Here is a 12,703-nt window from a genome sequence, read left to right as displayed (position 1 = left end):
CTTAACCGATAGACATCAAGCTGGCATTACCCCCTGCCGCAGCGGTGTTGACACTGACGGCTCTTTCCAGCAGCAAGCGCTCCAGCGGTATGGATGTATCGCCCTGCGCCAGCCCGATCACACCCACGATGGGTCCACTGCGCTGGGCGACCTGCTTGCTGACCTCGCGCAGTTGGTCGGAATCGCCGTGATGCAGCACGATGTCGAAATCCAGCTCTTCCGCCGTCCAGTCGGACGCGAGCTGTATGCGGGCACGTACCTGCTCCGGCAGGCGATCTCGTAGCGCGCGGGTGTCTTCGGTTTCGTTCCATAGCGCCTGGCACCCAACCGCCAGCAGGGCCGCCAGTTGGCATAACCGGTCGCTTTCGGATGTGGCCAGGCTGAGAGCGCGCTCGCGAGGCAGCAGCCGATAGGTATTGCTTTCGCCGGTAGGCCCTGTCAGTGGCCGGATGAAGCCGCTTTGCGACTGCGCCGCGTAGGTGTCGCATTGCTCGGCGAGGTCGGCAAGGCCCTGCTGCTGGGCCCATGCCTTCAAGGCTTCGTGCGCGCCGGCGTCCCGCTTCATCTGGGCGGTTTGCAGCCGTGTGTCGGGGGCGCCACCGATATTGTCCATGCGCGCGAATGTACCGCTTACCCCATCGGCTGGTCGGCTGGACAACAAGCGGTACATATAGAGCGGACCGCCGGCCTTGGGGCCCGTACCCGAGAGCCCCTCGCCGCCGAAAGGCTGCACCCCCACGACCGCCCCGACTATATTGCGATTGACATAAATATTGCCCACATGCGCGCTATCGGCGATTCGTTCTATGGTTTCATCGATGCGCGTGTGCACGCCCAGGGTCAGGCCATAGCCGGTCGCGTTGATGTCGTCCATCAGGCGATCCAGGTTTTCTCGACGGTATCGCAGCACATGCACGACAGGCCCAAAGACCTCGCGCTCCAGCTCGTCCAGACTTTCGATTTCAATCAGAGTTGGCGTCACGAAAGTGCCATGCGACAAGGCCTCGGCATCAGCCCTGGCCAGGCGATGCACCTTGCGACCTTTATCCTGCATGGCCTGCACATGCTTTTCGATGACAGCTTGCGCCTCCGCATCGATGACCGGTCCGACGTCGACATGCAGGTTGTCGGGGTTGCCCATCTGGTACTCGATCATTGCCCCCTTCAGCATGGTGATGATGCGATCAGCCACATCTTCTTGCAGGCACAACACACGCAGCGCTGAACAACGCTGGCCCGCACTGTCGAAGGCCGAGGTCATGACATCGAGCACCACCTGCTCGGCCAGCGCTGAGGAATCAACGATGATGGCATTTTGCCCGCCCGTCTCGGCTATCAGAGGCACGGGCCGCCCGTGGGCATCCAGTCGGCCTGCCAGGTTGCCGGCCAGAATGCGGGCCACCTCGGTAGACCCGGTAAACATCACGCCCTTGACGCGCTCGTCGGCCACCAGGGCCGCCCCAATGGCACCGTCGCCCGGTAGCAGCTGAATCACGCCTTCCGGCACACCGGCTTGCAACAACAGACGTACGGCCTGCGCGGCAATCAAGGGAGTTTGTTCGGCCGGTTTGGCCAGCACGGTATTGCCCGCAGCCAGCGCGGCGGCGATCTGTCCGGTAAAGATGGCCAGCGGGAAGTTCCAGGGGCTGATGCAAACCACCGGGCCCAGCGGACGATGACTGTCGTTGGAGAAATCTTCGCGCGCCTGCATCGCGTAGTAGCGCAGAAAGTCGACCGCCTCGCGCACCTCGGCAATACCATTGATCAGGGTTTTGCCGCCCTCGCGCGCCATCAGGCCGATCAGTGGCTGGATCTCGGCTTCCATCAGGTCGGCGCAACGCTCCAGGGCCGCCGCACGTTCCGCCACGGGCGTAGCCTGCCAGATAGAGCCGGCGGCCAATGAGGCGTCGACAGCCATCTTGACGTCTTCAGCCGTGGCAAGCTGCACATGGCCGACGATGTCGCGATGGTCGGCGGGATTCAGCACGGGCTCCCAGGCCCTTTTCGGCACCGGCCCGCCCAGCATCGGCTGCGACTGCCAAGTGGCATGCGTGCTGGCCAGCAACGCACTGGCCAAGGAACCCAGACGATGCTCGTTGGATAAGTCTATGCCGCGCGAGTTTCTGCGCACCGCTCCGTAAAGTGCATTTGGCAAGGGAATGCGCGGATGGGGCAGGCCCACGCTGCCTTCCTGCTCGGCCATGGCAGCAATGGTGACGGCAGGGTCTTCCACCAGGGTTTCCAGCGGGATGGAAGTATCGGCGATGCGGTTCACAAAAGAAGTGTTGGCACCGTTTTCAAGCAGGCGGCGCACCAAGTAGGCCAACAAGGTTTCGTGCGTGCCCACGGGCGCGTATATTCGGCAGGGACGATTCAGCTTGCCATCGGCGGTCTTGCCGACGACTTGCTCGTACAAGGGCTCGCCCATGCCGTGCAGGCACTGGAACTCATACTGCCCCGGGTAGTAGTTTTGACCCGCAAGGTAATACACGGCAGCCAGGGTGTGCGCGTTATGCGTGGCGAACTGGGGGTAGATCGCGTCGGGTACAGCCAATAGCTTGCGGGCGCAGGCCAGGAAGGAAACGTCGGTGTAAACCTTGCGGGTAAACACCGGGTAGTCTTCCAGACCGTCGATTTGCGCGCGCTTGATTTCGCTGTCCCAATACGCGCCTTTAACGAGGCGCACCATCAGCCTATGCTGGCTGCGGCGCGCAAGATCGATCAAATAATCAATAACATAGGGGCATCGCTTCTGGTAGGCCTGGATCACAAAACCGATACCATTCCAGCCCTTTAATGAGGGCTCGAAACAAAGACGCTCCAGCAGGTCCAGCGAGATCTCCAGCCTGTCAGCCTCTTCCGCATCGATGTTGATTCCCACGTCGTAGCTTCGTGCCAGTTCCACCAGACCCAGCAGGCGCGGGTACAACTCTGCCATCATGCGCTCGTACTGCGGGCGGCTATAGCGCGGATGCAAGGCGGAAAGCTTGATGGAGATGCCGGGCCCCTCGTAGATGCCGCGGCCATTGGATGCCTTGCCTATGGCATGGATGGCTTGTTGGTAGGACGCGAGATAGACGCGGGCGTCCTCGTCCGTCATGGCGGCTTCACCCAGCATGTCGTACGAATATCGGAAGCCACGCGCTTCGAGCGAGCTGGCGTTGGCCAACGCCTGACCTATGGTTTCGCCAGTGACGAACTGCTCGCCCATCAGGCGCATGGCCATGTCGACGCCCTTGCGAATCAAGGGCTCGCCGCGCTTGCCCACAATGCGGCTTAGGGAACTGGACAGGCCGGTTTCGTTATGGGTAGACACCAGCTTGCCGGTGATCAACAAACCCCAGGAGGCGGCATTAACAAACAGCGAGGGGCTCTGCCCCAAGTGGTCCTGCCAATTGCCGTCGCTGATCTTGTCGCGGATGATGGCATCGCGGGTGCCTTTGTCGGGAATACGCAGCAGCGCCTCGGCCAGGCACATCAAGGCCACGCCTTCTTGTGACGACAAGGAGAATTCCTGCAACAAGCCTTGCACCAGGCCGGCGCGCCCCGTGGCGTTCTTCTTGTTGCGCAGGTTCTCGGCCAACTTGTAAGCCAGCTGACTGGCGGATGCCGCGACATCCGCTGGCAGCCTTGCCTGCTCGAGCAATACCGGGACGGTTTCGGGTTCGGGGCGCCGGTAGGCGGACGTAACGGCAGCCCGCAAAACGGATTGCGGCAAGATGCTTTCGGCAAAGGCCAGGAAGGGCTGATGCGTCGTGGCCGGCAGCGTCTCCAGCACATCGATATCACCACTGGCCAAACGCGCTGCGGCGTTTTGGAGATCCTGGATGGGGACTCCGCTTTCGAGCGATTCGAGATAGGTATAAATGGATTGTTTGATCAGCCAGTGAGGCGTACGATCGATCTTGCGTGCCGCTTCTTTCAGGCGGTTGCGGGTTGCTTCGTCGAGCTTGACGCCCAGGGTGGTTGTTGTCGTGGTAGCCATGAGGTATCGCAAGAAGTATGTGTGAGGGGCTAAGGTGCAACTATGTGCAACCCAATTGAGTCATCATAATGCTGCCCTGCCCGGTTCGCAAGCACTGAACGGCTTCAGCACTTTCCATACCGTCATTACTGGAATAACAATTGCTGTCCACCGGCGGCCTACCGCCTTTCTTCAGGAGAGTTCCATGACGTACTTCCGTCCCACCATCCTGCTGTTTTCAATTATGACCCTGTTTACGGCTGCTGCCTACGCACAGGCCCCGCTACAAACCAAAGATGGCATCCTCGTTGATCAAGCAGGGATGACCGTATATACCTTCGACAAAGACCAGGCCAATAGCGGTAAAAGCGTTTGCAACGACCAGTGCGCAAAAGCCTGGCCACCCGTAGTGGCCGATGCCAATGCCAATCCGGAAGGTGACTACAGCATCGTCGAGCGCGATGACGGCACGAAACAATGGGCTTATAAAGGACAGCCTTTATATACCTTCGCCAAAGACACCAAGGCAGGTGATAAAACCGGCGACAAGGTACGCGAGGTCTGGCACGTCGTGAAGCCTTGATCAGACCCAGACGGCTACGCGCCCTTGCCGGCAAACCGCTCGGCCAGGAAGTCGACAAGGGCGCGTACTTTATGCGAGACATGCTTGCGGGTCGGGTAGACCGCATAGATGCCCAAGGTAATGGACTTGTATTCTGGCATCAGCTCTACCAATTTGCCGCGCGCCAAATCGGCCTCCACCAGAAAGCTGGGCTGCAGGATGACACCCTGGTGGGCCAAAGCTGCAGCCAGGCAGGTTTCGCCGTTGTTGGAGTAAATGCGCGGCCGGGTGCGCACACTTACCGGGCCACTCGGGCCGTCAAAACGCCACTCGTCGCGGGTTGACCAGTAACTATAGCCAATCACCTCATGGTCCGAGAGCTCTTCGGGATGGACGGGCGTGCCGCGTTGCTGCAAGTATTGCGGCGACGCGCACAGCACCATGCGGGTGGTCGCCAGGCGACGGCTGACCAGTGTTGAGGTTTCGAGGGTAGCGATGCGGATCGCGACATCGAAGCCCTCTTCCACGAGATCGATAACCCGGTCTGCCAAAGTGATCTCCAGCGTCACGCGGGGATGCAGGGCGCGAAACTCGCCCCACAAAGGCGCCAGATGCAAAATACCGAAAGTAAAAGGCGCGTTGATGCGTAGCACGCCGCGCGCCGTATCAGTGTGCGCAGTGACCTCGGCCTCGGCGTCGTCAAGTTCTTCCAGCAGCTCTTTGCTGCGTGCGTAAAAAACCTTGCCTTCTTCCGTTAGCGACAGCCGCCGCGTGGTCCGGTGGAGCAGGCGCACACCCAAGCGGGTTTCCAGTTCAACGATATGCCGTGAGGCCGCTGCCTTGGAGACGTTCAACGCTTCCGCTGCCGCCACAAAGCTGCCGGCCTCGACCACCGCGTTAAATGTTTGCATCTCTAGAAATCGATCCATAGTCTCGCTAATCGCAACAATGTTTCTCGGCAGGGGCTGTTTATCTCACCGTCCGAAGACAATAAAGTAGAGCCCATGCATCGAAGGATACGACACCGCGCGTTCCAACGATACCAACACAACCTTTATTAAATTTTTACGGAGCCCAGCCCCATGTCCTCGAACTCGCAAAATTCCTTATCCCTCATCGGCCGCCTTATGCTGGTCGCCTTCTTCCTGCCCGCAGGAATCAGCAAACTGACCGGTTTTGAAGGCACGGTCGGCTATATCTCCTCGGTAGGCTTGCCACTGGCTACGCTGGGCGCGGTTCTGGCCATTGTGGTGGAGATCGGCGGCAGCGCCGCCTTGCTGCTGGGCTACCGTACGCGCGCCGCTGCGCTGGTCCTGGCACTGTTTACCCTGGTGGCCGGCATCTTCTTCCACGCTTATTGGGCGGCTCCTGCCGACCAGGCCTTCGTCGCCGAACTGCTATTCTTCAAGAATATTGCCATCGTTGGCGGCTTGCTTGCCTTTGCCGCACATGGCGCCGGCGCATGGAGCCTGGACGCACGCAACAAGGTGTAGTTCAAGCCTGGCCGCCTAATCACTATGGGATTTACGGGCATGGCCGAACGAAACAGGAAAAGCCGCGGACCGCGGCTTTCCATCTTATTGAGCATTACCCTGGCGGCGTGCGCCGCCGTCCTGACAACTTACGCGTTGCTGGACGCCACGCCTCCCAGGCTGGTCCATACCGAGCCATCCGAGTTTGCACCAGTACTGGTCATTGAAGAGAACGGGCAGCGCTGCCTGAACTTCAGCCAGATCATCGACAACGGGCGTCAAACCTGTCTGGACCTTGATGATCCGGACCGTATGGTGTTCGAGTACACCCGCATGATGACCAGCGCGCTGTTCCTGAATCCGGCACCGAAGAAGGTATTGATTATTGGCTTGGGCGGCGCAACCATTCCCACGGCCTTCCACAAGATATTGCCCGATGCCGCCATTGACAGCGTAGAAATCGACCCAGCCGTCGTTCGCGTGGCCGAACGCTACTTCGGCTACAAGCAAGGCCCAAGACAGCGCCTGTTCGTGGAAGATGGTCGCGCGTTTGTGGAACGGGCACACCGGGCGGGACAACAATACGACATGGTGATGCTGGACGCTTTCGATGTCGACTACATTCCGGCCCACCTGCTTACCGTAGAGTTTTTGCAGCATGTCCGCGCGCTGCTTGCGCCCGATGGCGTGCTGGTCGCCAACACCTTCACGCTTAGCGACATGTACGACAAGGAATCGGCCACCTACGCGGCCGTGTTTGGCGACTTCTTCAATTTGCGCGACGGCAACCGCGTGATTATTGCCAGCCGCGGGCCGCTCCCCGACGACGAGACGCTGGCCCGAAACGCTGCCGCCCTCGCGACGACGCTGGCACCCTTCGGCATAGACGTCGACCGGGAACTGCAGCGCTTTTCGCGCCAGAGCGACTGGAACACGCAGGCCGAGGTATTGACGGACTAGACGCTAGACGGCCGGCCGGTACGACGCCGCCACGCCCCTCTGGAGCGGCATGCGCTCTTCCAGCCATGAAGACAGAGCAAGCAGGCGCCCTTCTTCGAGCGCCGGGGCAACCAACTGGACACCAATGGGAAGTTCGCACTCCGACGGCCACACCGGATAGCTAAGTACCGGATTTTGCGCAAGATTGAACGCAGGCGTAAACGGATTCCAGGACAGCCAATCATTGCCGGGCCATCCGGGCGGCACATTGATCCCGGCCCGAAATGGCAAGACGGGCACAGTAGGCAGCACCAGGACATCGACCTGCGTGAAGACCTCGGCAAGCTTGCTGGCAAAAGCATCGCGGATTGCCAATGCCCCCAGGTAATCTTCCAAGGACAATTCACCCGCGTATTGGAGATACTCGAGCAATCCCGGATCCATGCGGTCGTATTGCGCGCTGTCTATGTTGCTTAAGGACCGTGCACAACCCAACCGGTAAAGCATGGCGCCGGCCTCGGAAGCACCCTGCACGTCCAACCGGATCGGTTGGCAAGCCAAGCCGCCACGGTTCACGCCGTCCAGAAACTCTTGCAAGCCTCGCTGTACGGCTGCGTCCATTGGACCCAGGTCGGCGGACTGCAACACGCCGATCCGAAGCGCGGAAACGTCGGTCGCCGACGGGTTGATACATTGCGCATTGCCCATCGACGACGACCAGTCGCCGGGGTGTGCGCCGGCTACGGTTTCCATTACCTCTGCAATGTCCCGGGCGCTGGCGCCGATAGGGCCGAAATGGGCCAGACCCGAGAAATGGCTGGCGAACGGCACCACGGGTATCCGTCCGAAAGTGGGCTTGAGACCAATCGTGCCCGTGAAAGCGGCCGGTATGCGCACGGAGCCGGCCGCATCACTGCCAATGGAAACGCGAACCACGCCGGCAGCCACTGCGGCCGCACAGCCGCCACTGCTGCCACCCGGAGTTAAATCAGGGTTCCATGGATTGCGCGTAATACCGTAGCCAGGGCTGTCAGTCACACCCTTCCAGTTGAACTCTGGCGCGCGGGTCTTGCCCAGCAACACGGCGCCGGCTGCCCGGAGGCGCGAGACGAAAACGCTATTCTGAACGGCGGGCGCAGGGTCAGTCAGCACCGACCCCCTGCGCGTGGGCCAACCCGTGACCGATGCAAACTCCTTTACTGTGATGGGCATCCCATCGATCAGGCTTAGCGGTTCGCCCGCGTCCCAACGACTGGCAGAAGCTTGTGCCGCCTCAAGAGCCCTGGGCTCGTCCAGCAAGGCAAAGGCATTGGTCTGCTTATTCACTACCTGAGCATGCGCGAGCGCCGAGCGGGTCACTTCAACTGGCGTGCAAGCCTTGCGGGCATAAGCCTCGCGGAGCGTTGAATAGGCGGATCGATGCGGCATGGGAAATACGTTATTGAAGCAACTTCCTGGGATCCAGGATGTGCAATTGTTTATTGTGGGTCGTCAGTACGCCTTCTTTCTTCAGGCGCGCCAGTGTCCGTGTGACGGTCACGCGCGACGCCCCCGTCATGGCGGAGATCGTCTCGTGCGTAAGGGTGATGCCGATGAGGATCCCGCCATCCTTCTCGGTGCCGTAAAGTTCGGCCAATCGACTTAGCAATTCGAAAATGCGCTTCTCGGGCTTGGGAGAGGCCAGGTATTGAAGCCGCCCGCCCAGAACACGCTGTTTCATGGCCGAAATGCGCAGCAGCGCGACGGCCAGTTCCGGGTGCAAGGCAAAAGCTTGCTCCATATTCTTGGCGTCGAAAACAATAACTTCAACGTCCTCGACCGCCATGGCAGCCGAGAAGCTCGGCAAATTGTCGAATGCGGCGGCCTCGCCACATAAGGCCCATCGCCCCATGACTTCAAGTACAAACTCAGATCCATCTTCACGGAAAATGGAGACCTGGACACGGCCACGCAACACGAAGTAGAAAAGCGAGCTGACCTGCGCCTGCAGATAGAGAAACTCGCCTTTTTTGTAGGTACGGCGTTGCCCCAGGTGCGCCGATCGGATCCACGGCCCCGCAACGGCGTCGTCCAGATACCAGGTTTCGGTGATACGGGGCTTCGGTTTGGTGGCCATGGACTCCGCCGCTAGGAATTTATTTCTCAACAGCCGCTATGGCCTTGATTTCTATAAGAAGTGTATCGCGGGCCAGCGACTCTACTCCCAGGATAGTCCAGGCGGGGAAGTCGCTTTTGATGAACTCGTCCTTCACTTCGCGGAATGTCGTCAGTTGCTCGTCGATGCGCACGTGGTAGGACACCAACTCGACCAGGTTCTCGAAGCCCAGGCCCTCGTGCTTCAAAATGGCTTGCAGGCGATTGAAGGCAACACGGATCTGCTCTTCAGCGGTCTCGGGTATGGTCCCATCGGGACGAATGCCGACCTGCCCAGCGATAAAGACCAGGCCGTTGGCCCGTACTGCCGGCGAATACTTGAATAGATCGAAAACCTTGTTGCTGCCAAATGTAGGGTCGTCTTCAGGCAGACGCAGGCGTTGGATATTGCTCATGGAATGATTCCTTTACTTAGGTTGAACTTCAGTTGTCATACTCGCGCATTGGCGGGCAGTTCCAGGCCCAGCAATGTGCGGCCAAATACCTCTGCGGCAGGATTGGTCTGCAGCAAGAAATGCGAAGCCATACTGTGAAAATCGCGGAAGCAGCGCTCAATGGGCCCGTTGGGCAAAAGGCTGCCGCCAAGATTGCGCACCATAGCATTAACAGCCTGCATGGCGAGATCGGAGATCGTGGCCGCGTTGACCCGATACTTTGCTCGTTCCTCGACAGTAAAGACATGGCCCTGTGCCGCCAAGTCATAAAGCTCGTCGACATCATGCATCAACTGATTGAAGGCCATATCGAGATGGCTGGCCGCCTTGCCCAGCTCGGCCAGCGAGAATCGGTCTTCAGTCTGGGGGGCATTCAGTCCTGCGGGACGGCGGCTTTTCAGGACGTCGCGGTAAAGATCCAGCATGCCATACGACACCGCCGATACAGCCGCCGCGACCGACATCGCAAACAGACTGGTATGCGGAATTGCATACATCGGATCTTTATTACGTACGCGGCCCGGGTAGTTGACCCGCTGCAAGTCCTTCCAGCGCACGCTGCGATACGCCGGCACCTTCTCGCCTTTAAGGTAGACGTCTTTGCTGCCAGTGCCCCGCATGCCCATGACGTTCCAGCTGCTGTCATCGATCTCGAAGCTGGCCTTGGGCACCAGCAGCAGGCGCTGCTCGTTGCCGTCCTTCATGGGCGCATCCACCAGCACGCAAGCCCAGTCGGCCACATCTATGCCTGATGCATAAGTCCATTTCCCGGTCAGCGTGAAGTGCTCGCCATCGTAAGCGACGTCCACGCCACGGCCTACGTTGCCGGTCAGCGCAATAACCACCGCGTCGGCGCCATCGGCAAAGACGTCATCCTGGGCTGCGGGCGAGAACATGCCGGCCATCCATGGGTGCAGGCCGGCCAGGCTCAGTATCCATGCAGTCGCACTATCGCCCCGGGCGATCTCGCGGGTAACACGCCACAACACCGACGGTCGCATGCCGTAACCGCCGTTCTCCCGGGACTGGCAGATGCGGAAGAAACCGTTGTCGCGCAGCAGGCTGGCCGCCTCGTCGGAAATGCGCTTGTCCAGATCGTGCTGTGGCCCTTTCTCTCTCAATAGCGGGATAAGACCATTGGCGGCTTGGACAAGTGCTTGCGCGCTGGGCACGGTTGTCGAAGTCACTTGATTCATTATTCTTTCCTTTGTCTGAATGGTGTTCAAGAGGCCGCCAGTGCCAGGTCGCGATAGCGCCCCCCGGCATAGACCAAGGCGGGAGCCGGCTGCTCGGCAGCCTGCATGTCTTCGACCGCGCCGAAGATCACGGTATGGTCGCCAGCGAGACAATGCGAATCGACGCGGCACACAAACGAAGCATTCGCCCCTTCCAATATCGGCGTACCCGATTCGTCGCGCAGCCATACGGCGGGCGTTTCTTCCAGGCGCTGTCCCCCGTAATGCCTCGAGATGTCGCCCTGCCCGGCGCTGAGCACATTGACCGAGAAACGGCCCCGGGCCAGCACGGCGTGCAACATCCGGCTTTCATTGCGAATGCAGCAAAGCAATAGCAAGGGATTCAGACTGACGGCGCTTACCGCATTTGCCGTCATGGCGGAAATGGGTTCGTCGTCGGATTGAACGGCAATGACGGTAATGCCCGTCACGAAACGCCCCATCAACTGCCGAAACCGCGTTTGTATAGAAGCCATGATTCGCTCCTGGATCGTTGAGATGGAGAAATTCTATGTCTCGACCACCGACCCGGTCTGTATACCGATATACCGTTGCGGCCCCAATTTCGATAACCATGAATCCACGCGGCCGCCCTTACCGGCAATTGGCTACACTGCCCGCCCACACAGGTATTAACCCTAGGTGGCGTGGGCCCGAAAAGGTATATGGAGATACAGACTCGAGGACTAGCTGACAAATATAGTTGTCGCGTGCCGATACCTATTCCTATTCGCAAGCACACTACTACCCCGGAGAGAACAATGAAACGACTTACCAAACTGCTGTCGAGCTGCTTGCTCGGCGTCGGTATCGTCAGCGCCGCGTTAGCGACGGAAACCAAAGCGCCAATCAAAGTGGGCAGCATTCTTTCAGTGACTGGCGCCGCGGCGTATCTGGGCACACCGGAACTCAAGACACTGCAGATGTATGTTGAAGAACTCAACAAAAGCGGCGGCGTATTAGGGCGGCAACTGCAACTGGTCCACTACGACGACGGCAGCGATGCATCCAAAGCCAACGCCTTTGCCAAGCGCCTGATCGAAGACGATAAAGTGGACTTCATTGTGGGCGGCACGACCACCGGATCGACGATGTCCATGGTGCCTTTGGTACAAAAAGCCGAAATCCCGTTCATGTCCCTGGCCGGCGCAGTCGTTGTCGTAGAACCAGTAAAGAAATGGGTGTTCAAGGCATCGACGACAGACCGGATAGCCGCAGAGCGGGTCTTTCTGGATATGCAGAAACGCGGCATTAGCAAGATCGCATTGCTTTCCGAGACCAGCGGTTTCGGACAGTCGGGCAAGAAGCAATCCGAGGAAGTTGCCGAGAAGTACGGCATAACGTTCGTCATCAAGGAAACCTACGGCCCCAAGGACACTGACATCAGCCCGCAACTGACGAAGATCAAGAACAACGCCGACGTACAAGCAGTGTTCGTTTTTGGTTTCGGCCAAGGGCCGGCGATCGTGACCAAGAACTATCGTCAATTGGGGCTGGATCTGCCGCTATACCATGCGCATGGTGTCGGTTCTGACGAATTCATCGCCCTGGCCGGCGCGGCAGCAGAAGGCGCCTACGCACTGGCGCCGCCTTTGATGATCGCAGCAACGCTTGCCGACAACGATCCTCAAAAGCCTGTCGTCACTGACTATGTCGCGGCATACCGCGAGCGCTTCAAGGAAGACGTGTCGATGTTTGGCGGTCAAGCCCACGACAACTTCTTTATCGTCATTGAAGCCATCAAGCGTGTCGGCACGACTGACAAGGCCAAGGTGCGCGATGCCATCGAGTCCACCAAGGGTTATATCGGGACCGGCGGCGAAGTCAATATGTCGCCCACCGACCACATGGGCTTGTCCGTCGAGTCGCTGCGCATGCTTGTCGTGAAAGATGGCAAGTGGGTTGAAGCTCAATAATCGTAACCGCGCCACTTCATAGGGCAG

The 12,703-nt window shown here is 59.4% G+C and carries 11 protein-coding genes; 4 read left to right on the top strand and 7 right to left on the bottom strand.

Annotated features, from left to right (window positions below):
* Position 1: 1 nt before the first annotated feature.
* Positions 2-3,985, bottom strand: a complete 3,984-nt coding sequence (gene putA, locus CKA81_RS16750; RefSeq protein WP_128356323.1) for a trifunctional transcriptional regulator/proline dehydrogenase/L-glutamate gamma-semialdehyde dehydrogenase — start codon at positions 3,983-3,985, stop codon at positions 2-4.
* A gap of 184 nt (positions 3,986-4,169) precedes the next feature.
* Between putA and CKA81_RS16745 the strand changes: the two genes are divergently transcribed.
* Positions 4,170-4,547: a COG4315 family predicted lipoprotein gene (locus tag CKA81_RS16745; RefSeq protein ID WP_128356322.1), complete on the top strand. Its 378-nt coding sequence runs from the start codon at positions 4,170-4,172 to the stop codon at positions 4,545-4,547.
* Between the two features lie 14 nt (positions 4,548-4,561).
* Here CKA81_RS16745 and CKA81_RS16740 read toward each other — a convergent pair whose 3' ends face one another.
* Entirely contained in the window at positions 4,562-5,455 is an 894-nt protein-coding gene (locus CKA81_RS16740; protein WP_128356321.1) for a LysR family transcriptional regulator, read from the bottom strand.
* 153 nt (positions 5,456-5,608) lie between these two features.
* Between CKA81_RS16740 and CKA81_RS16735 the strand changes: the two genes are divergently transcribed.
* Both CKA81_RS16735 and CKA81_RS16730 read left to right on the top strand, forming a co-directional pair.
* Positions 5,609-6,019 (top strand): DoxX family protein, encoded by a 411-nt coding sequence (locus tag CKA81_RS16735; protein WP_128356320.1) that lies wholly within the window; start codon positions 5,609-5,611, stop codon positions 6,017-6,019.
* A 39-nt stretch (positions 6,020-6,058) separates the two neighbouring features.
* On the top strand, positions 6,059-6,958 hold the full coding sequence (locus CKA81_RS16730; RefSeq protein ID WP_128356319.1) for a spermidine synthase: 900 nt from the start codon (positions 6,059-6,061) through the stop codon (positions 6,956-6,958).
* Positions 6,959-6,961: 3 nt separating this feature from the next.
* Here the strand turns inward: CKA81_RS16730 and CKA81_RS16725 are convergent, their stop codons facing one another.
* The 5 genes from CKA81_RS16725 to CKA81_RS16705 are packed head-to-tail and all read right to left on the bottom strand — an operon-like array spanning position 6,962 to position 11,236.
* Entirely contained in the window at positions 6,962-8,365 is a 1,404-nt protein-coding gene (locus tag CKA81_RS16725; RefSeq protein WP_128356318.1) for an amidase family protein, read from the bottom strand.
* A 10-nt stretch (positions 8,366-8,375) separates the two neighbouring features.
* Positions 8,376-9,053, bottom strand: a complete 678-nt coding sequence (locus CKA81_RS16720) for a Crp/Fnr family transcriptional regulator (RefSeq protein ID WP_128356317.1) — start codon at positions 9,051-9,053, stop codon at positions 8,376-8,378.
* A gap of 19 nt (positions 9,054-9,072) precedes the next feature.
* Positions 9,073-9,486 (bottom strand): RidA family protein, encoded by a 414-nt coding sequence (locus CKA81_RS16715; protein ID WP_128356316.1) that lies wholly within the window; start codon positions 9,484-9,486, stop codon positions 9,073-9,075.
* 35 nt (positions 9,487-9,521) lie between these two features.
* On the bottom strand, positions 9,522-10,721 hold the full coding sequence (locus CKA81_RS16710; RefSeq protein WP_128356315.1) for an acyl-CoA dehydrogenase family protein: 1,200 nt from the start codon (positions 10,719-10,721) through the stop codon (positions 9,522-9,524).
* 26 nt (positions 10,722-10,747) lie between these two features.
* The gene (locus CKA81_RS16705; protein ID WP_128356314.1) at positions 10,748-11,236 is read right to left on the bottom strand and encodes a flavin reductase family protein; all 489 of its coding nucleotides are present in this window, start codon (positions 11,234-11,236) and stop codon (positions 10,748-10,750) included.
* 285 nt (positions 11,237-11,521) lie between these two features.
* Between CKA81_RS16705 and CKA81_RS16700 the strand changes: the two genes are divergently transcribed.
* Positions 11,522-12,676 (top strand): ABC transporter substrate-binding protein, encoded by a 1,155-nt coding sequence (locus tag CKA81_RS16700; RefSeq protein WP_128356313.1) that lies wholly within the window; start codon positions 11,522-11,524, stop codon positions 12,674-12,676.
* Positions 12,677-12,703 lie beyond the last annotated feature (27 nt).

The organism is Pollutimonas thiosulfatoxidans (assembly GCF_004022565.1).
GTDB classification, from domain to species: domain Bacteria; phylum Pseudomonadota; class Gammaproteobacteria; order Burkholderiales; family Burkholderiaceae_B; genus Pusillimonas_D; species Pusillimonas_D thiosulfatoxidans.
Note: the sequence above shows the minus strand (reverse complement) of the source record. Positions and strands in the feature narration are given on the sequence as shown.

Excerpts from the sequence above, each read along its gene's own strand:
- putA (WP_128356323.1), bottom strand. The coding sequence starts at position 3,985 with ATGGCTACCACGACAACAACCACCCTGGGCGTCAAGCTCGACGAAGCA.
- CKA81_RS16745 (WP_128356322.1), top strand. The coding sequence starts at position 4,170 with ATGACGTACTTCCGTCCCACCATCCTGCTGTTTTCAATTATGACCCTG.
- CKA81_RS16740 (WP_128356321.1), bottom strand. The coding sequence starts at position 5,455 with ATGGATCGATTTCTAGAGATGCAAACATTTAACGCGGTGGTCGAGGCC.
- CKA81_RS16735 (WP_128356320.1), top strand. The coding sequence starts at position 5,609 with ATGTCCTCGAACTCGCAAAATTCCTTATCCCTCATCGGCCGCCTTATG.
- CKA81_RS16730 (WP_128356319.1), top strand. The coding sequence starts at position 6,059 with ATGGCCGAACGAAACAGGAAAAGCCGCGGACCGCGGCTTTCCATCTTA.
- CKA81_RS16725 (WP_128356318.1), bottom strand. The coding sequence starts at position 8,365 with ATGCCGCATCGATCCGCCTATTCAACGCTCCGCGAGGCTTATGCCCGC.
- CKA81_RS16720 (WP_128356317.1), bottom strand. The coding sequence starts at position 9,053 with ATGGCCACCAAACCGAAGCCCCGTATCACCGAAACCTGGTATCTGGAC.
- CKA81_RS16715 (WP_128356316.1), bottom strand. The coding sequence starts at position 9,486 with ATGAGCAATATCCAACGCCTGCGTCTGCCTGAAGACGACCCTACATTT.
- CKA81_RS16710 (WP_128356315.1), bottom strand. The coding sequence starts at position 10,721 with ATGAATCAAGTGACTTCGACAACCGTGCCCAGCGCGCAAGCACTTGTC.
- CKA81_RS16705 (WP_128356314.1), bottom strand. The coding sequence starts at position 11,236 with ATGGCTTCTATACAAACGCGGTTTCGGCAGTTGATGGGGCGTTTCGTG.
- CKA81_RS16700 (WP_128356313.1), top strand. The coding sequence starts at position 11,522 with ATGAAACGACTTACCAAACTGCTGTCGAGCTGCTTGCTCGGCGTCGGT.